The organism is uncultured Dialister sp., from assembly GCF_900541605.1.
GTDB lineage: Bacteria > Bacillota > Negativicutes > Veillonellales > Dialisteraceae > Dialister.
Genome location: NZ_UQKJ01000032.1, coordinates 1 through 17,707, shown reverse-complemented (window position 1 = coordinate 17,707; position 17,707 = coordinate 1). Strand labels below are relative to the sequence as shown.

General features: G+C 48.6%; 14 protein-coding genes and 1 riboswitch. Of the genes, 13 read left to right on the top strand and 1 reads right to left on the bottom strand.

What is annotated here, in order from left to right; translation table 11 throughout:
• The first annotated feature begins 325 nt into the window (after positions 1 to 325).
• From QZR21_RS03775 to QZR21_RS03735, 9 genes are all read left to right on the top strand, one after another.
• Positions 326 to 1,414, top strand: a complete 1,089-nt coding sequence (locus QZR21_RS03775; RefSeq protein ID WP_296973844.1) for an O-antigen ligase — start codon at positions 326 to 328, stop codon at positions 1,412 to 1,414.
• A gap of 562 nt (positions 1,415 to 1,976) precedes the next feature.
• Entirely contained in the window at positions 1,977 to 3,524 is a 1,548-nt protein-coding gene (locus tag QZR21_RS03770) for a succinate CoA transferase (protein WP_296096739.1), read from the top strand.
• A gap of 292 nt (positions 3,525 to 3,816) precedes the next feature.
• Entirely contained in the window at positions 3,817 to 5,478 is a 1,662-nt protein-coding gene (locus QZR21_RS03765) for a methylmalonyl-CoA mutase (RefSeq protein ID WP_296096736.1), read from the top strand.
• Between the two features lie 64 nt (positions 5,479 to 5,542).
• The gene (locus QZR21_RS03760; RefSeq protein WP_296096733.1) at positions 5,543 to 5,941 is read left to right on the top strand and encodes a cobalamin B12-binding domain-containing protein; all 399 of its coding nucleotides are present in this window, start codon (positions 5,543 to 5,545) and stop codon (positions 5,939 to 5,941) included.
• Positions 5,942 to 6,066: 125 nt separating this feature from the next.
• On the top strand, positions 6,067 to 7,005 hold the full coding sequence (meaB, locus tag QZR21_RS03755) for a methylmalonyl Co-A mutase-associated GTPase MeaB (RefSeq protein WP_296096730.1): 939 nt from the start codon (positions 6,067 to 6,069) through the stop codon (positions 7,003 to 7,005).
• 19 nt (positions 7,006 to 7,024) lie between these two features.
• Positions 7,025 to 7,477 carry a VOC family protein gene (locus tag QZR21_RS03750; RefSeq protein ID WP_296096726.1) on the top strand — a complete coding sequence of 151 codons (453 nt, stop codon included), beginning with the start codon at positions 7,025 to 7,027 and terminating at the stop codon, positions 7,475 to 7,477.
• Positions 7,478 to 7,556: 79 nt separating this feature from the next.
• Complete coding sequence (locus QZR21_RS03745; protein ID WP_296973839.1) at positions 7,557 to 9,086, top strand: acyl-CoA carboxylase subunit beta; 1,530 nt, start codon at positions 7,557 to 7,559, stop codon at positions 9,084 to 9,086.
• A 41-nt stretch (positions 9,087 to 9,127) separates the two neighbouring features.
• Entirely contained in the window at positions 9,128 to 9,439 is a 312-nt protein-coding gene (locus tag QZR21_RS03740; RefSeq protein WP_296096721.1) for a hypothetical protein, read from the top strand.
• Between the two features lie 38 nt (positions 9,440 to 9,477).
• Positions 9,478 to 9,858: an acetyl-CoA carboxylase biotin carboxyl carrier protein subunit gene (locus QZR21_RS03735; RefSeq protein ID WP_296096719.1), complete on the top strand. Its 381-nt coding sequence runs from the start codon at positions 9,478 to 9,480 to the stop codon at positions 9,856 to 9,858.
• Positions 9,859 to 10,090: 232 nt separating this feature from the next.
• On the opposite strand, the gene QZR21_RS03730 is transcribed toward QZR21_RS03735, so the two are convergent.
• The gene (locus QZR21_RS03730; protein ID WP_296096716.1) at positions 10,091 to 10,573 is read right to left on the bottom strand and encodes a hypothetical protein; all 483 of its coding nucleotides are present in this window, start codon (positions 10,571 to 10,573) and stop codon (positions 10,091 to 10,093) included.
• A 198-nt stretch (positions 10,574 to 10,771) separates the two neighbouring features.
• Positions 10,772 to 10,945, top strand: a riboswitch (cobalamin riboswitch).
• A gap of 160 nt (positions 10,946 to 11,105) precedes the next feature.
• Between QZR21_RS03730 and QZR21_RS03725 the strand changes: the two genes are divergently transcribed.
• The 4 genes from QZR21_RS03725 (at position 11,106) to QZR21_RS03710 (ending at position 17,522) form a co-directional block, all read left to right on the top strand.
• The gene (locus QZR21_RS03725; protein ID WP_296096715.1) at positions 11,106 to 13,385 is read left to right on the top strand and encodes an acyl-CoA mutase large subunit family protein; all 2,280 of its coding nucleotides are present in this window, start codon (positions 11,106 to 11,108) and stop codon (positions 13,383 to 13,385) included.
• A gap of 1 nt (position 13,386) precedes the next feature.
• Positions 13,387 to 15,582 (top strand): methylmalonyl-CoA mutase, encoded by a 2,196-nt coding sequence (gene scpA, locus QZR21_RS03720; protein WP_296973834.1) that lies wholly within the window; start codon positions 13,387 to 13,389, stop codon positions 15,580 to 15,582.
• Positions 15,583 to 15,592: 10 nt separating this feature from the next.
• The gene (meaB, locus tag QZR21_RS03715; protein ID WP_296096709.1) at positions 15,593 to 16,759 is read left to right on the top strand and encodes a methylmalonyl Co-A mutase-associated GTPase MeaB; all 1,167 of its coding nucleotides are present in this window, start codon (positions 15,593 to 15,595) and stop codon (positions 16,757 to 16,759) included.
• A gap of 166 nt (positions 16,760 to 16,925) precedes the next feature.
• Entirely contained in the window at positions 16,926 to 17,522 is a 597-nt protein-coding gene (locus QZR21_RS03710; RefSeq protein ID WP_296973831.1) for a peptide-methionine (S)-S-oxide reductase, read from the top strand.
• Positions 17,523 to 17,707 lie beyond the last annotated feature (185 nt).

The following is a 17,707-nucleotide window of genomic DNA, read 5'->3' as shown; positions in this document are numbered from 1 at the left end:
AGAAGCTAGAGGCTAGCAGCTAGAAGCTCCGCACGAATGACTCTATCCGTAAGCTTCGCTCCATCAGCTCTACAAACCGCAATTTGTTTTCTTCCCATTGCCGCCGGTCATAGGGTCCTTTATAATAAGAAAGATGATTCCTGTGATTCTATGCCGGAGGGTGAAAATGGGGAAAAGCTTCACCGGGCGGATTTGTTCCCGAAAGCATATTCTATATCTTATATACTGTACATTATTTTTATTGCCGCTTCATCCTTTTCTTTTTTACGTGGCCCTGGTGCCGGCAATTATCTGTTGGCTGGTCAATTACAAGAGGGAAGGGGAAGTGTCTTTTGTGCTGCCTCCGCTATGGCAGCCGGGGGCTGTATTCCTTGCATGTGCCTTCCTGTCGGGTTTTGTGTCGAAGAACATCGGCTTTTCCCTGATGAATTGGCTTTTCCAGCCTTTTATGTATGCCTTTCTTTACCTGCTGGTATATACGACTATTTCTACGGAAAGGGAAAAAGAAAAGGCACTGTATGCTTTCCTGGCAGGAGCTGTAGTGACGGCAGCCCACGGGTTTTACCAATACGCCAATGCAGCAGGCATGGCAGCGGATATGGAAGCACAGAGCTGGGTAGATCCGGAACGGTTCCCGCTTCTTCGGCGCCGCATGTATTCTACACTGGAAAACCCGAATCTGTTTGGGGCGTACCTGCTGATGATTATCAGTGTCCTGACCGCTTTCTTCCTGCGGGAAGGGGAGAAGCGAAGGAAAACGGCATTTGCGGTGATTCTTCTGGTGCTCCTCCTGTGTCTGGCCCTGACCTATTCCCGGGGAGCCTGGGTAAGTCTTGCAGCTATCGTGCTGGGGCTGACTCTTTTCTACGATAAGCGGTTTGGCCTTCTGTTCCTGCTGGTGCCTCTGATCCTGGCTGTTTACCATGGACAGATTGCAGAACGGTTTCTTTCCCTTTTTTCCGGGGAAGATACGTCGGTGGACCTCCGCTTTGCCCTATGGGAAAGTACGGCAGCCATGATTGAGGAGCATCCCCTTCTTGGTGTCGGCTGGGGTACCTATTTTCTGGCCTATCCGGATTACAATTTCTTCATCCAGGAAGAGGGGGTTCTCATCTTCCATGCCCATAATATGTATCTCAATATGCTGGCGGAGGTCGGAATCCCGGGGGGCATGGCATTCCTGTGTGCCTTCTTCGCCCAGGCTGTACTGGCATGGAAAGTGTACAGGCATGGCGAGGACAGCTTTGATCGTTCCATGGGTCTTGGCGGAGTTCTCATGGTAATGGCTATGGCGGTTATAGGCCTCGGGGACCATGTACTCTTCAGCCGGTGTGTCTCTTTCTGTTTCTGGAGCCTGTCTGCTCTTTGTGTATCCTGTGGGAAAAAGACGAAATCCCAGGGAAGTACTGATTAAATCTGACTCTGCGAATGAATCAGCACTTTCCCGGCACTTGGGTAGAAATATCTGTGGCGATTTTACGTGTTGGAAAGCCCGGATTTATGATGTATCGTTTATCTAATCTATAAGTTTCAATACAACTGTAGTAAAAGAGTATAAAGTCTGGTCATAGTGTAAAGAGTGGATACATGAATAGGAAAATTTGTAAATAAAGGGTTATGGGTCACGTAAATCATAATTTGTCTAATAGGAATTATCTATAACCCCTGCCAAGTATTTTAAGCAACAAACCGCACATTTGAGGGGTTCCATGAGTTCAAAGTGTGCTATAATATAACTGATGATTGAATGAACCAAAATGCAGTCAGCAAATCTATTGATTGGAGGGTTTGGTCTAATGATTATAGTATTACACATAGAGGCTATACATAATCTTAAGCTAAGCTCATTCCTTATCTGATTTGCGGCTGCTTTTTTTTGAGGGTAAAAAGTTCTGCGGCCATGCGGAGGAGAGCAATCGGATTTCGAAGCTGCGGACTTTTATATAATTATTTTTATTTTTGGGAGGATGATAGTAATGATCGACACCAATGATAGTGAATTCCTTAGCAGAATTGAAGACAAAGGTCTTCTCTCCAAGGTATGCGATGCAAAAACCGCTGCTGCCATGTTTAAAGGCGGCGACATCATTGGTATTTCCGGATTTACCCCATGCGGCTATCCGAAAATTACAATGCATGAACTCGCAGAACGTATGAAACAGACCCCATTCCAGGTTGATATCTGGACCGGCGCTTCCACCGGTTCCCAGATTGATACAGAACTGGTAGCAGTAAACGGTGTCAGAAACCGTATGCCATACCAGACCAATGCCAACCTGAGAAAAGCCATCAATACAGGCAAGGTTAACTACTACGATCTGCACCTGTCCCATGTTGCCCAGCAGGTTCGCGCTGGATTCTTCACCAACGTTAAAGGTGAACATGTAACCGGCCCGGATTACGCCGTTGTTGAAGTCTGCAAGATCGGACCGAACGGTGAACTCTATCCGACAACCGCTATCGGCAACTCCCCGGTATATGTAGATACCGCAAAGAAAGTCATTGTTGAAGTCAACACCACCCAGCCTCTGGACCTCGTAGGCATGGCTGATATTTACATGCGTAAAAATCCGCCATTCTGTGAACCGATTCCGATTCTCCATGCAGGCGACCGTATCGGCACACCGTACATCCCCTGCGATCCGTCCAAGATCGTTGCTATCGTTCCCTGCGATATGCCTGATGTAACCCGCACACTGGCTCCGCTCGATGACGATGCCGAAGCAATGGGCAACAACCTGGTCGACTTCCTGAAGAACGAAGTTAAACATGGCAGACTGCCGGAAAACCTGCTGCCTCTGCAGTCCGGTGTAGGCAACGTAGCAAACGCTGTTATCCACGGCCTCGTTGAATCCGATTTCAAAAATCTCTCCGTATACACCGAAGTTATTCAGGATGGCATGTTCGACCTGATTGATAAAGATAAGATCGACATGATTTCCGGTACTTCCCTGTCTCCATCCCCGGATGGGCTGAAACGGTTCCATGCAAATATCCAGAAGTACAACAAGAAGATTGTTCTTCGCCCGCAGGAAATTTCCAATAACGGTGAAGTTGTTCGCCGTATCGGCGTTATTGGCATGAACACCGCTTTGGAAATGGATATCTACGGTCATGTAAACTCTACCCATATCACCGGCACCAAGCTGATGAATGGTATCGGCGGATCCGGCGACTTCGCCCGCAACGCATTCCTGTCCTGCTTCTTCTGTCACAGCACCACAAAGGTCGGCAAGATTTCTGCAGTTGTTCCGATGTGCTCCCATGTTGACCACACCGAACATGATACCCATGTATTCATTTCTGAACAGGGGGTTGCAGATGTCCGTGGCCTGACTCCAAAGGAAAGAGCAAAGGTTATCATCAACAACGTTGCTCATCCATCCTACAGAGATCAGCTCATGGATTACTATGAAAGAGCATGCGCTGCCTGCGGTAACAGCCAAACCCCGCATCTCCTCAAAGAAGCCTTCAAATTCCATGAAAGCCTGGCTGAAACCGGAGATATGCATTTTAAGAAATAATTTGATATTTCAAGAACTGCGTTAATGCTTTACAAATAATATAAATATTGTATAATAACCTATAGTGACAGCTGCCAATGGCAGAGTTATATGCATGGTACTCACAAGGGCCCTATGTCTGTTGCAAGAAGATTCAAACGATCGCTGCAGCAGCGAAAGGCTTTGCGAAACCATGACGGAAAACGAATTCCTGAAATGTATCGAGAAGAGCATAAATCCGCCGCTGCAGAAAATGAAGGAATGCGGATTCCAGGTAGTTACATACTTACTTTTTTAGGAGGAAGATGAACTCATGTCTAACGAATCCCTGAAAGCAAAACTCGACGCTTACAACAAAGAATACGATGCTCAGTGCGCTAAACATCCGGAAAGAGTTGGTCTGAAACACAAGAATCTGTACACACCGCTCGATCTTAAAGATTTCGATTATGAAAGGGACCTCGGCTTCCCGGGCGAATATCCTTACACCCGTGGTGTACAGCCCACCATGTATCGTGGCCGTCTGTGGACCATGCGTATGTACGCTGGCTTCTCCACAGCAGAAGAATCCAACAAACGCTATAAATATCTGATTGCTAACGGCGGCACCGGCCTGTCCGTAGCATTCGACCTGCCAACCCAGATCGGCTACGACTCCGATGATAAAATGTCCGCAGGCGAAGTTGGTAAAGTAGGCGTTGCTATCGACTCTCTCTATGATATGGAAAGGCTGTTCAATGGCATCGATCTTGGTAAAGTTTCCACTTCCATGACTATCAATGCTCCTGCTTCCATTCTGCTGGCTATGTACATTGCAGTAGCTGAAAAACAGGGTGTTCCGATGAGCGCTCTCCGCGGCACCATTCAGAACGATATTCTGAAGGAATACTCCGCACGTGGCACCTACATTTTCCCGGTTAAACCGTCCATGCGTCTGATTACCGATATCTTCGGATTCTGCCATCAGAACGTACCGAAGTGGAACACCATTTCCATTTCCGGTTATCATATCCGTGAAGCTGGTTCCACCGCTGCTCAGGAAGTTGCATTCACCATTGCCGATGGTATTGCATACATTGAAGCAGCTCTGAAAGCTGGCATGAAGATTGATGACTTCGCTCCAAGACTTTCCTTCTTTTGGAACGCTCACAACAACGTACTCGAAGAAGTTGCTAAGTTCCGTGCTTCCCGTCGTATCTGGGCTAGAATCCTGAAAGAAAGATTCCATGCTGAAAACCCGAAGTCCATGAAACTCCGTTTCCACACCCAGACCGCAGGCTCCATGCTGACCGCTCAGCAGCCGAACAACAACATCATCCGTGTTGCTCTCCAGACCGCAGCAGCAGTTATGGGCGGCACCCAGTCCCTGCACACCAACTCCCGCGATGAAGCTCTGGCTCTTCCGACCACAGAATCCGTAACCATCGCTCTCCGTACCCAGCAGATCGTTGCTTACGAATCCGGCCTTGCTGATGTAGTTGACCCGCTCGGCGGCTCCTACTACGTTGAAGCTCTGACCAACGCTATCGAAGAAGAAGTTATGGACTACATCAAGAAGATTGATGAAATGGGCGGCGCTGTTGAAGCTATTGATAAAGGCTACATCCAGAAAGAAATTCAGGATTCCGCTTATGCTTGGCAGATGGCTGTTGAATCCGGCGAAAAGACCATTGTTGGCGTTAATAAGTTCACAATGGAAGAACCACCGGTTACCGGCCTGCTGAAGATTGATGCTTCCGTCGGCGAAAAGAAGAAAGCACAGCTCGCTAAGGATAAGGAAAACCGTGATCAGGCTAAAGTTGCTGAAGAACTGGCTAAACTTGAAAAAGCAGCTCAGACTCCGGCTGAAGGTCCAGATCATGTTAACCTTATGCCAGTCATCCTCGACTGCGTACGTGCTTACTGCACCGAAGGTGAAATCTGCGGCGTTCTCCGTAAAGTATTCGGCGAATACAAACCGCACAACACCCTTTAATTGTAGGGCAGCCTGAAACAAGAGAATAATAATATTACTCAAATATTTCTGGAGGTAATTTACAATGGCAGACAAACGTATCAGAGTACTCGTAGCTAAACCGGGCCTTGATGGACATGATCGTGGTGCAAAGGTTATTGCCCGTGCACTCCGCGATGCAGGCATGGAAGTTATTTACACCGGTCTTCGTCAGACCGTTGAACAGATTGTTGAAGCAGCAGACGCAGAAGACGTTGATGTTGTAGCTCTGTCCCTGCTCTCCGGCGCTCACAACACCCTGTTCCCGGAAGTTGTTGAAGCTCTGAAAGCTAAAGGAATGGGCGACGTTCTCGTAATCGGCGGCGGCGTTATTCCTGAATCCGATATTCCAGGCCTCGAAAAAGCTGGCGTAAAAGCTATCTTCACACCTGGCACACCAACCAAGAAAGTTATTGACTTCATTAAAGAAAACGTTAAGAAATAATTCGTCCCTGACGATTACCATTGACGTTCATTAGTGTAGTATAATTTAGCTGCAGGGGGCTGGGAGGAGTCCCAGCCCCTTTGCAACTATATTATTTATTTACTCTTCGAAAAGGCGGTTTATCCATGGAATTCTCAATGAAAGATTTTTGGAATGGAAACAGACGTGCCTTAGCGAGAGCAATTACCATCGTTGAAGACGAACGGGATGGATTTGAAGATATCATGAAAGATATCTATCATCATACCGGTCGTGCACAGGTCATCGGTATCACTGGTGCACCTGGTGCGGGTAAGAGCACACTGTCAGATGCCCTGATTAAGAAGTTCCGTGCTCAGGGTAAAACGGTAGGTATCGTAGCAGTCGATCCTACGAGTCCATTCTCCGGCGGCGCCATTCTTGGTGATCGTATCCGTATGAATGATCTGACCTTGGATAAGGGTGTTTATATCCGTAGTATGGGCACGCGCGGCAGCCTTGGGGGACTTTCCCGTAAGACAGCTGATGCGGTAAAACTGATGGATGCTTTCGGTCTCGATGTTGTATTAATCGAAACAGTAGGCGTAGGACAGTCAGAAGTCGATATCGTCAAAAATGCGGATACAACACTTGTTGTGCTCGTACCTGGACTTGGTGACGATATTCAGGCTATAAAAGCAGGTATCCTTGAAATTGGTGATGTATTCGTCATCAACAAATGTGACCGCGACGGCGCTGATCGTCTGAATGTAGAAATCGAAATGATGCTTGACCTGGGTGAAGCCCAGAACTGGCGTCCTCCGATTGAACGGACGATTGCGAACAAAGACCAGGGTGTAGATGATGTAGTAGCAGCCCTGGGTGATCACCGCAAGTATCTCGAAGAATCCGGACTTCTTGAAGAACGGAGACGCGAACGCGCTAGAAGCGAAATGCTTGAGATGATTCACGATCGCATTTCCCGTCATATTGAAGAGAATATCTCCAAGACGGGTGAATTTAGTGACTACGTGGAACAAGTCTTTGAACGGAAAACTGATCCGTACACAGTCGTTGATTCCATTGTGGGCAAAATATTCAAATAATTTTAAAGGAGGAGTTATTATGGCATTCAAAGTTTTAACTGTCGACCATGTTGGCGTAGCTGTTAAAGATCTCGCAAAGATTAAACAGCAGATGAAAGACATTTTCGGACTTGAACCTTCTCTGTCGGATGAAACTGTTGAAGAACAGCATGTAACAACAAGCTTCTTCAAACCGTCCGCTCAGACCGAAGCTTGCGAACTCGAATTCCTGGGTTCCACAACTCCGGACGGCCCGATTGCCCGCTTCATTGAAAAAGCTAACAACGGCAAAAACGGCTTCCAGCATGTAGCACTTCGTGTTGATGACATCGAAGCAGCTCTTGCTGATCTGCAGGCTAAAGAAGTTCCGCTCATCGACAAGAAGTTCCGTGTCGGTGCAGGTGGCTGTCATATCGCATTCTTGCATCCAAAGGCTACTGGCCTTCTGCTTGAACTGACAGAACGCCCCGGCGGCCCATCCTTCAAGAAATAATCTGAACGATGGCATATGACCTGCCTTCGGGCAGGTCATCCCCCTGACGGGGGACCCTAATATTTTTGGAGGTGTAAGAATGGCAACTGTTGAAGAAAGAATTGAACTTCTCCATAAAAACCTCGCTCATGTAGAGGCTATGGGTGGCGAAAAACGTATTGAAAAACAGCATGCAAAAGGCAAGCTGACTGCTCGTGAAAGACTTGCTCTTCTGTTTGATGAAGGCACTTTCGTAGAAGTCAATGCGCTTGTTAAATCTCGCTGCCACAACTTCGGCCAGGAAAAGAAAGATCTCCCTGGTGAAGGCGTTGTAACAGGTTACGGCACTGTTGATGGAAGACTCGTATTCGCATTCGCTCAGGACTTCACCGTTGAAGGCGGTTCCCTTGGTGAAATGCATGCAGCTAAAATCGTTCACGTAAATGAACTGGCTCTGAAAGTCGGTGCACCTTGCGTAGGCCTGAATGATTCCGGCGGTGCTCGTATTCAGGAAGCTGTCGATGCCCTCTCCGGTTACGGCAAGATTTTCTGGTGCAACACCATTGCTTCCGGCGTTATTCCCCAGATTTCCGCAATCATGGGACCATCCGCAGGCGGCGCAGTTTATTCCCCGGCTCTGACCGACTTCATTTACATGGTTAAGAAGACATCCCAGATGTTCCTGACCGGCCCGGCTGTAGTTAAATCTGTAACCGGGGAAGTTATCACTGCTGAAGCACTCGGTGGCGCAATGACCCACAACCGTACATCCGGTGTAGCTCAGTTTGCTGCTGAAAACGACGAAGACTGCATTAAACAGATTCGTTATCTGCTCTCCTTCCTGCCTTCCAACAACATGGAAGATGCTCCGATTGTTGAAACCGGTGATGATCCTACAAGAACCGATCCGGCTCTCGACAAGATTATCCCTGAAAGCTCCAACGCACCGTACAACATGTATGATGTCATTAAATCCATCGTTGATAACGGTGAATACTACGATGTAGCTAAGGAATTTGCAAAGAATATTATCACCTGCTTCGCTCGTATGGACGGACAGACCATTGGTATTATTGCTAACCAGCCGTCCTTCATGGCAGGCTGCCTCGACTACAATGCTTCCGATAAAGCAGCTCGTTTCATTCGTTTCTGCGACTGCTTCAATATTCCGGTAGTTAACCTCGTCGATGTTCCTGGCTTCCTGCCTGGCAAACAGCAGGAATATGCCGGCGTAATTCGTCACGGCGCTAAGATGCTGTTCGCTTACTGCGAAGCAACCGTTCCGAAGATTACCATGATTCTCCGTAAAGCTTATGGTGGTTCTTACATCGCTATGTGCTCCCGTGAACAAGGCGCTGACCAGGTATTTGCTTGGCCGACCGCTGAAATTGCAGTTATGGGACCTGCAGGCGCTGCAAACATCATCTTCAAGAAGGATCCAAACAAAGAAGAACGCACAAAGGAATATGTGGAAGAGTTCGCTACTCCTTACAAAGCTGCAGAACGTGGCTATGTAGATGCAGTTATCGATCCTCACAACACTCGTCCGACAATCATCAATGCACTGAAGATGCTTGCTTCTAAGCACGAAGTACATCCGGCAAAGAAACACGGAAACATTCCGCTCTAATACTTGCCGCTTAAATACTCTAATTGAAAGGATGGGTACAGATGGATAACAGTACAGTTATGTATATCGCGGTATTTGCTGCTGTTGTTGCAGTAATTGCCCTGATCATGATCTGGCAGGTACGTTCATCTCTCAATCAGTCCGCAGCACCGGCACCGGCCGCAGCTCCCAAGAAAGCCGCAGCTCCGAAAGCAGCTCCTAAAGCTGCTGACAATGGTGCAGTCGTAGCAGCTATCGCTGCTGCTATCGTTGCTATGGGTGGCGGCGAAATCGTCTCCATCCGCCCGGCAGCTAGACCTGGCTGGACAACCGCAGCCCGCATTGCAGGCGTTCAGTCCAACCAGCAGTTCTAATTGAAAGTTGAACTTATCATCATTTAGGAGGAAAGACAATGAGAAAATTTACTATAACAGTTAACGGCCAGGATTACGATGTAGTAGTTAAAGACGGCGGTGCTGCAGCAGCAGCTCCGGCTCCGGCAGCAGCTCCCGCACCGGCTCCGGCTCCGGCAGCAGCTCCCGCACCGGCTCCGGCTCCGGCAGCAGCTCCTGTTGGCGCAGGCGAATCTGTTGAAGCTCCAATGCCTGGTAAAGTCATCCGCATTGAAAAACATGTTGGCGACGCTGTAGCAGCAGGCGACGAAGTCCTCGTTCTGGAAGCTATGAAGATGGGCAACCCGATCATGGCTCCTTGCGATGGCAAAGTAACCTCTATGCAGGTTTCTGAAGGCCAGAGCGTACAGGGCGGCGATCCCCTGTTCACAGTTGGCTAATCCTTACAGGATTCCGGCTTGATACGAAAAGGAGTGGTGCCTGCGCACCGCTCCTTTTTATGATATCTTTATTCTGAAAAGACCACTGTCCTTTATTTGGATGGTGGTCTTTTTTAACTTTGCCTCTTCGGCCCTGTATATGTATTTATTATTTATGGTTCTCGAAATTGAAGATGAATATTTGTACGGCACTTACTTTACTTCATTTTTGATATTCCTATCATTTCTTATATTATTGATCTGAGTTCTCTTCCATACTTCTCGTCAGGAGAAGTCTCAGCATCGTAAGGCTTGCTTTATCGATAGTGTAGTTCTCATCGAAGGCTGCAGTTATACCGTAATGGAAAAGTACCGGTCTTTCGGCATCAGTGACCGGTGATGCTGCTACCAGTATATCATCCCGTCCGAGCATGGTAAGATACTGTATCAGCTTTACAAGTAAGCTGGTTCTATTTTTGGCTGTGGAGTAATAGTAGATGAAGTGGACATCATTGTCTGCTGCATTCTGTGCTGTATCTTCCGGTGGCTCAGGAGATCCAACATCCACATCCCATCCGGCGTCAGCAAATGTGGTAGCAGCTTCTTTCCTCTGTTCATGATTTCCGTCTTCTTCCATTTCCGGTATGTAGATACGGGGACGTCGTCCTTCCAGTTCTGCAAACTGTCGGCTTAATGCTATTGATTCTACCCTGTCTTTTTCTTGTAATCTGTCCATATTATTTATACCTCCATACATTTTATTAAAAGCTCAATAATCACTAATTTATTACTTATTATATCAGCTTTCAGAGGGCAAATCTATCCGGATTTTATATTAATTATGTTTAAATAAGAAAATAAAATAATAAGCTTATAATAATATAATTGACAGTTAGAAAATAATGAATTATACTGTGACTGTAGTCATTTAGACAATTTCATATTCCTGACAGATGCGAAAGCATAAAAGAGAATCCGGTATAAGCCGGAGCGGTCCCGCCACTGTAAGGAGGAGTTTTTGTTCATAGATGTCACTGGGGGAACCTGGGAAGGCGAACAGAAATGAAGATTCCAAGCCAGGAGAACTATCTGTCAATGAATCACCGTTAGACCTGCGAGCGATGAGAAGGGGATTTGGAGCCTTATGCTCCATATGACCGGCTGCCATCTATAGGTGTCGGCTTTTTTCTTGCAATCATCAGAAAACCAAAGGAGGTGAATCCCTGGTATTTGTGAAATTGTCTAAATATTTCAAAGGAGGAAAATTCATGGATGAACAGAAATCCCAGGAACCGGTCAAACAGCTGACTGATAAGGAACTGGAAGAAATCCTTAAGAAATCTGAAGGAAATACCGATTTTCCAGCAGTTAAATTTGATGAATTTACACCACCAACTTGGGAAGAATGGGTGGATGCCTGCAATGCACTTCTGAAAGGGAAACCCTTTGATAAGTTCATGTATACTAAAACCTATGAAGGTATCACCTTCGATCCTATTTATACATGGAGAACCGGGCCAGTTGCCATGGACAAAAATCTTCCCACCGATGATTATCCGGGAATGGGGGATTTTCTCCGGGGAGCAACGGTCAATGGATACAAAAAAGCTCCATGGGGGATTGCCCAGGCCTGTGATGAAACACTGCCCAAAGAGAACAATGAACTCCTGAAACATGAAATCGACAAGGGCTCCACCGTGTATAATGTACGTCTTGACAGCGCATCCACAGATGGCGTTGATGTCAAAGATGCAGAAAAACCGGGGGATACGGGCGTATCGATTACCACGCTGGAAGATATGGCTACTCTTCTCGATGGACTTGATCTTGATACATATCCTTTCATGATGTATTGTGGCCCTTCTTCAGTACGCATGATCGCGCTGGCAGTTGCTGCATTAAAGGCTAAGGGAAAAGATACCAGCAAACTCCATGGCATTATTGGCGCTAACCCCCTGTCCCAGCTCGCAAAGAATGGAACCCTTCCCAAGCCCCTTTCTGCCTGCTATGATGACATGGCCGATTCCATCCGTTGGACAAGAAAATATGCACCAAATCTCCGCACCATTATGCCGAGAAGTGAAGTATTCTCCCGGGGTGGTGCTAATGCGGTACAGGAAGTGGCTTATACTTTTGCTATGGCTGTGGAATACATCCGTGAAATGGAAAAGAGAGGAATTTCCATTCATGATATTGCCCAGTCCATCAATTTTGGATTCAATGTAGGAACCATTTTCTTCATTGAAATCGCGAAACTCCGTGCAGCGCGTGAAGTATGGGCGAATATCATGAAAGCCTTCGGCGCTGACGAAGCAGACCGCAGCTGTAAAATCCATTCCCGCCCGGCCTATTTCTACCGCACCATTTTTGATGCCGGCGTGAACATGCTTAGAAATACTACAGCCATGTTCTCTGCAGTCGTAGGCGGCGTAGACACTTACGAAAATGAACCGTACGATGAAACGGTCAGGAAGGGGGATGAATTTTCCCGCCGTATTGCCAGAAATGCGCATATTGTCCTTCAGGAAGAATTCGGCATGCTCCGTCCGATTGATCCATCCGGCGGCTCCTGGGCTCTAGAACACCTGACCATCGAAATGGCTCATAAGATCTGGGCTGAATTCCAGAAGATCGAATCCATGGGTGGCTTCACCGCAGCCCTGAAGGCCGGATACCCCCAGGAACAGATCCTGGATATCCTGAAACAGCGTTTCAAGGCTCTCGATTTCCGGAAAGACCGGGCTGTAGGCAACAATATGTATCCGAACATGGCGGAAGAACTGATTGAACCGCGGCCGGAGGATACGAAGACGCTGAAGAAAATGCTTTCTGGTGGGGTAGAAGCGTACCGTAAGGATATCGATAAAGAATATCTTGGAAAGAAACTGGAAGAACTGGAAGCGGCTCCGGTTGATGAAAAACTGGCAAAAGCCATTGAAGCCTTTTCTGCCGGTGCTACCCAGAATGAAGTCTATAAAGCTATAACTCCGGATGGTGAACCGGAAAAGGTTCGCATAATTAGCGAACACCGCTGGACAGAACGGTTTGAACGGCTCCGTTTCGATACGGAAAACTACAAGAAAGAAACCGGCAAGAACGTGGAAGTATTCCTTGCCAATATGGGCCGCATTCCCCAGCATAAGGCAAGAGCCGATTTCTCCACTTCCTTCCTGCAGGTTGGTGAATTCAATGTCCATCTGAATAATGGCTTCCAGGATGATGAAGGGAAACCCGGTTCCCGTTGGGATAAGTGTGTAGAAGCACTGAAAAAAGGCTGCGACGATAAGGGGACACCCTATGACTGCGCAGTCATCTGCTCCAAAGATGATACCTATCCGGAAGATGTACCGGCACTGGCTCCGCGGCTGAAAGAAGTCCTGGGTAAGGGCAAACTTTTCCTGGCCGGCGCAGCACCAAAAGATCTGGAACAGAAATACCGGGATGCCGGTATCGATGATTTCATCAGTGTCAAGGCAAACTGCTATGAGATCATCCGTGATCTTCAGAGAGCCAAGGGAATGAAGATTACGGAAGAGGAGGTAAAATAATATGGCAACGAATCCTGACTTTACAAAACTCAATCTGGAAGACCATCCGAGTTGTGATTACAACCTGTGGAAGGATGACCTGGAAAAGACTACAGGTAAAAAGTATGATGACCTCTATGATACTACGCTGGAACGTATTCCGGTTGCGCCTCTCTATACGAAGGACATCTATAAGGAATGCAATCATCTGGATTTCATGAGCGGTATTCCTCCATTCCTCCGTGGACCGTACTCCACCATGTACGTATTCCGTCCATGGACTGTCCGGCAGTATGCAGGGTTCTCTACCGCTGAAGAATCCAATGCATTTTATAAGAGAAACCTGGCGGCCGGCCAGAAGGGGCTGTCCATTGCATTTGACCTTCCAACCCACCGCGGCTACGATGCCGATAATCCCCGCGTAGTCGGCGATGTCGGTAAGGCTGGCGTGTCCGTGTGCTCCATGCTGGATATGAACATCCTTTTTGATGGTATTCCGCTGGACCAGATGTCCGTATCCATGACCATGAACGGTGCGGTTCTCCCCATCCTGGCCTTCTTCATCTGTGCAGGCATCGAACAGGGCGTAGACCGTAAGATTCTGCAGGGCACCATCCAGAATGATATCCTGAAGGAATTCATGGTTCGTAATACCTACATTTATCCGCCGGCCATGTCCATGCGTATTATTGGTGATATTTTCGAATATACCACCAAGTACATGCCGAAGTTCAACAGTATTTCCATTTCCGGTTACCATATCCAGGAATGCGGCGCTACCTGCGACCTGGAACTGGGTTATACACTGGCTGATGGTATGGAATATATCCGGTGCGGCGAAAAAGCCGGTCTGCCGGTAGATGCCTTTGCAAAGCGCCTGTCCTTCTTCTGGGACCAGGGCAAGAACTATTTCATGGAAGTGGCTAAGATGCGTGCAGCCCGTGTACTGTGGGCAAAGATTCTGAAAGGATTCGGCGCAAAGAATCCGAAGTCCATGGCCCTTCGTACCCATTCCCAGACTTCCGGCTGGTCCCTTACCGAACAGGATCCGTTCAACAACATCACCAGAACCTGTATGGAAGCTATGTCTGCAGCCCTTGGACACACCCAGTCCCTGCACACAAACGCACTGGATGAAGCCATTGCACTGCCTACCGATTTCTCTGCCCGTCTGGCTCGTAATACCCAGCTCTATATCCAGGATGAGACAAAGGTCTGCAAGATTATTGATCCGTGGGGTGGTTCTTATTATCTGGAATACCTCACCAATGAAATGATCAAACGGTCCTGGGCCCATATCCAGGAAGTCGAATCCCTGGGCGGCATGGCAAAGGCTATTGCTACCGGCCTGCCGAAGATGCGTATCGAGGAATGCGCTGCCCGCCGTCAGGCGGATATCGATTCCGGCAAGGAAACTATTGTGGGCCTGAATAAGTACAGACTGGCCAAGGAAGATCCACTGAACGTCCTCTCCATTGATAATACGGCCGTTCGTAATGCCCAGATCAGGAGACTGGAAAAACTCCGTTCCATCCGGGATCCGGAAAAGGTTCGCCGGGATCTGGAGCATATCACCAAATGTGCAGAAAGCCGTGAGAACGGCAACCTTCTGGACGCTGCTGTCCAGGCTGCCCATGACCGCTGCTCCCTTGGTGAAATTTCCGATGCCGTCGAGAAAGTTTCCGGCCGTTACAATGCAACCATCCACACCGTATCCGGCGTATACTCCAGTGAATTCCAAGATAATGGACAGTTCGAAAAAGCCAAGAAACTGATCGATGAGTTCGAAAAACTCGAAGGCCGCCGTCCCCGTATCTTCTTCTGTAAGATGGGACAGGATGGACACGACAGAGGCCAGAAAGTACTGGCATCCTCCTTTGCCGATATGGGCTGGGATGTCGATGTAGGCCCGCTCTTCCAGACACCGGAAGAAGCGGCGCAGGATGCCGTAGATAACGATGTTCATATTGTTGGTTTCTCCTCATTGGCAGCAGGCCACAAGACACTGCTCCCTGCCCTGGTGGAAGAACTCAAGAAACGCGGCCGTGATGATATTCTCGTCTGCATCGGCGGCGTTATTCCTCCACAGGATTACCAGTTCCTCTATGATTATGGAGCAACGGCAATCTTTGGACCGGGCACCAACATCCCGAAGTGCTGCATTGAACTTCTGCAGATCCTTGTAGACCGCGCCAAAGCTGAAGCCAGGGAAGGTTAAAGGTGCGTTTATGCCTGAAAATGATGATGACCTCCGGCCAAGCTGGGTACCGAAAGAAAAGAACCCTGAATTTGCCTGCTCTGTGATGCGCGGCATCGACAGTGCGGTAAACAGTGTCACTGACACTAAGTACTATCCGAAAGAACCCCTTCGCCGCGTACCGCTCCGGAAAAAACTTTCCGTCGAGGACTACGTGGAAGGCGTGAAACGGGGGGACCGTATGATTCTTGCCAAAGCCATTACTCTCATCGAAAGTAATGCGCCAAAGGATTTCGATAAGGCCCAGCGTGTATTACAGGCATTACTTCCAAGAACCGGACATTCCCTGCGCATCGGTATCACCGGTGTTCCGGGAGCCGGGAAAAGTACATTCATTGAAGCCTTCGGGCAGCTCCTCTGCCAGCAGGGCTACAAGGTGGCAGTTCTTGCCGTAGACCCCACCAGTTCCATCACCGGCGGTTCCATCCTCGGTGATAAGACGAGGATGCAGAATCTCTCCAGGGAACCGAACTGCTTTATCAGACCTTCTCCTTCCGGCGGCACATTGGGCGGCGTGGCCCGTAAGAGCCGGGAAACCATGATGCTCTGCGAGGCGGCCGGCTGTAATGTCATTCTTGTGGAAACGGTTGGCGTTGGGCAGTCGGAGACCACCGTACGTTCCATGGTCGATTTCTTCATGCTCGTCGTTCTCACCGGTGCCGGCGATGACCTTCAGGGTATCAAGAAGGGCATTATGGAACTGGCCGATGCCATTGTGGTCAACAAGGCCGACGGGGACAACCTGGAGCGGGCCAAAGTTACCCAGGGCGAATATGAAAGGATGGTGGAATTCATCCGTCCGGCAACGGAAGGATGGACCACCCATGCCTATCGGTGTTCTGCCCTGAAGAAGACCGGCCTTCTGGAACTCTGGGCGGTGATGCGGGAATTTGAAAAAGTGACGAAGCAATCCGGCGCTTTTGAAAATCGCCGTAAACGGCAGGTCATTGCCTGGGTGAAGACGATGATTGATGAGCACCTCCATAATCTCTTCTATGAAGACCCTGTCATCAAGGGCAGGCTTCCGGAAGTACGGGCTGCGGTGCTGGCAGGTGTAGTTTCTCCCAGCCAGGCAGTGGCGGAGCTGATCAAAACATTTGATATCGACCGGGCAGCGGCCCGTCATCTGAATTCATAAGAACCGGAAATGTGTCCGGGCCGTGAGGTCCGATAATTTCCGGAAGACTTCGGAACCGGGGCTGCGGTGAACTGTTTCGCCGCAGCTCCTGTTTCGCGTCTTGTCCGGAAAGTTCTGTCTCAAGAAAGGCAGTATTTTATGAATCAATGGGAAAGGAGGAGTATCTATGTATAGGAATGGGGCATTTATGAAAGAACTGTATCTGGCCGGTGGCCCTTACTATGGGCTGCAGGAAGTCTTTTCCCGAGTCCGGGGTGTGGCGGAAGTCACCGCAGGGTTTGCGAACTGCAGCAGCCCGTCTCCGTCCAAAGAGGATATATACAGTGGAAAAGTGGAGGGCCGGGAATGCATCCGGATTATTTACAATCCAAAGAAGATCGACATCGTAAGTCTTCTGTCCCTCTTCTTTACCATCATCAATCCCTACACCGATGGGATTCAGGGAAAGGCGGTGGGACCCCAGTTCAAAAGCGGTGTCTACTATACCAGCCATGAGGATACCATGCAGATCAGCTATTACCTCATTTTCCTGCAAAACCGCGGTGTAAACCGGAGAATGACTGATGCGGCCATTGTATTCAACGAGTTCGAAGGGGAAGGGGGACATCCGCCTAAGGTGAGGACGGAAATGAAACCCCTCGAGAATTTCTACGAATCTCCGGAAGAGGAACAGTATTACCTCCGGAAACACCCGGATGCCTATACGCCCATCAATATCCCGCTTCTGGAAAAACTGGGCTCCATCGGGCCGAGATTGGAATAGGATGGGGTGGCAGGGAATATTTCAGTTTGTAGAGCTGGTGTGTTCGGCGCTGACGGGTAGAGTCATTCGCATGGAGCTTTTAGCTGCTAGCGGCTAAAAGCCAGGAAAACTGTCCAGCCTGCGGCGCTTCCTATAGCTAACCTCCGTCGCCTACGGCGCCACCTCCTTCCCGAGGAAGGAGGCTG

Bases quoted from the DNA above. Each gene is read 5' to 3' on its own strand.
- QZR21_RS03770 (WP_296096739.1), top strand. From the start codon at position 1,977: ATGATCGACACCAATGATAGTGAATTCCTTAGCAGAATTGAAGACAAA.
- QZR21_RS03765 (WP_296096736.1), top strand. From the start codon at position 3,817: ATGTCTAACGAATCCCTGAAAGCAAAACTCGACGCTTACAACAAAGAA.
- QZR21_RS03760 (WP_296096733.1), top strand. From the start codon at position 5,543: ATGGCAGACAAACGTATCAGAGTACTCGTAGCTAAACCGGGCCTTGAT.
- meaB (WP_296096730.1), top strand. From the start codon at position 6,067: ATGGAATTCTCAATGAAAGATTTTTGGAATGGAAACAGACGTGCCTTA.
- QZR21_RS03750 (WP_296096726.1), top strand. From the start codon at position 7,025: ATGGCATTCAAAGTTTTAACTGTCGACCATGTTGGCGTAGCTGTTAAA.
- QZR21_RS03745 (WP_296973839.1), top strand. From the start codon at position 7,557: ATGGCAACTGTTGAAGAAAGAATTGAACTTCTCCATAAAAACCTCGCT.
- QZR21_RS03740 (WP_296096721.1), top strand. From the start codon at position 9,128: ATGGATAACAGTACAGTTATGTATATCGCGGTATTTGCTGCTGTTGTT.
- QZR21_RS03735 (WP_296096719.1), top strand. From the start codon at position 9,478: ATGAGAAAATTTACTATAACAGTTAACGGCCAGGATTACGATGTAGTA.
- QZR21_RS03730 (WP_296096716.1), bottom strand. From the start codon at position 10,573: ATGGACAGATTACAAGAAAAAGACAGGGTAGAATCAATAGCATTAAGC.
- QZR21_RS03725 (WP_296096715.1), top strand. From the start codon at position 11,106: ATGGATGAACAGAAATCCCAGGAACCGGTCAAACAGCTGACTGATAAG.
- scpA (WP_296973834.1), top strand. From the start codon at position 13,387: ATGGCAACGAATCCTGACTTTACAAAACTCAATCTGGAAGACCATCCG.
- meaB (WP_296096709.1), top strand. From the start codon at position 15,593: ATGCCTGAAAATGATGATGACCTCCGGCCAAGCTGGGTACCGAAAGAA.
- QZR21_RS03710 (WP_296973831.1), top strand. From the start codon at position 16,926: ATGTATAGGAATGGGGCATTTATGAAAGAACTGTATCTGGCCGGTGGC.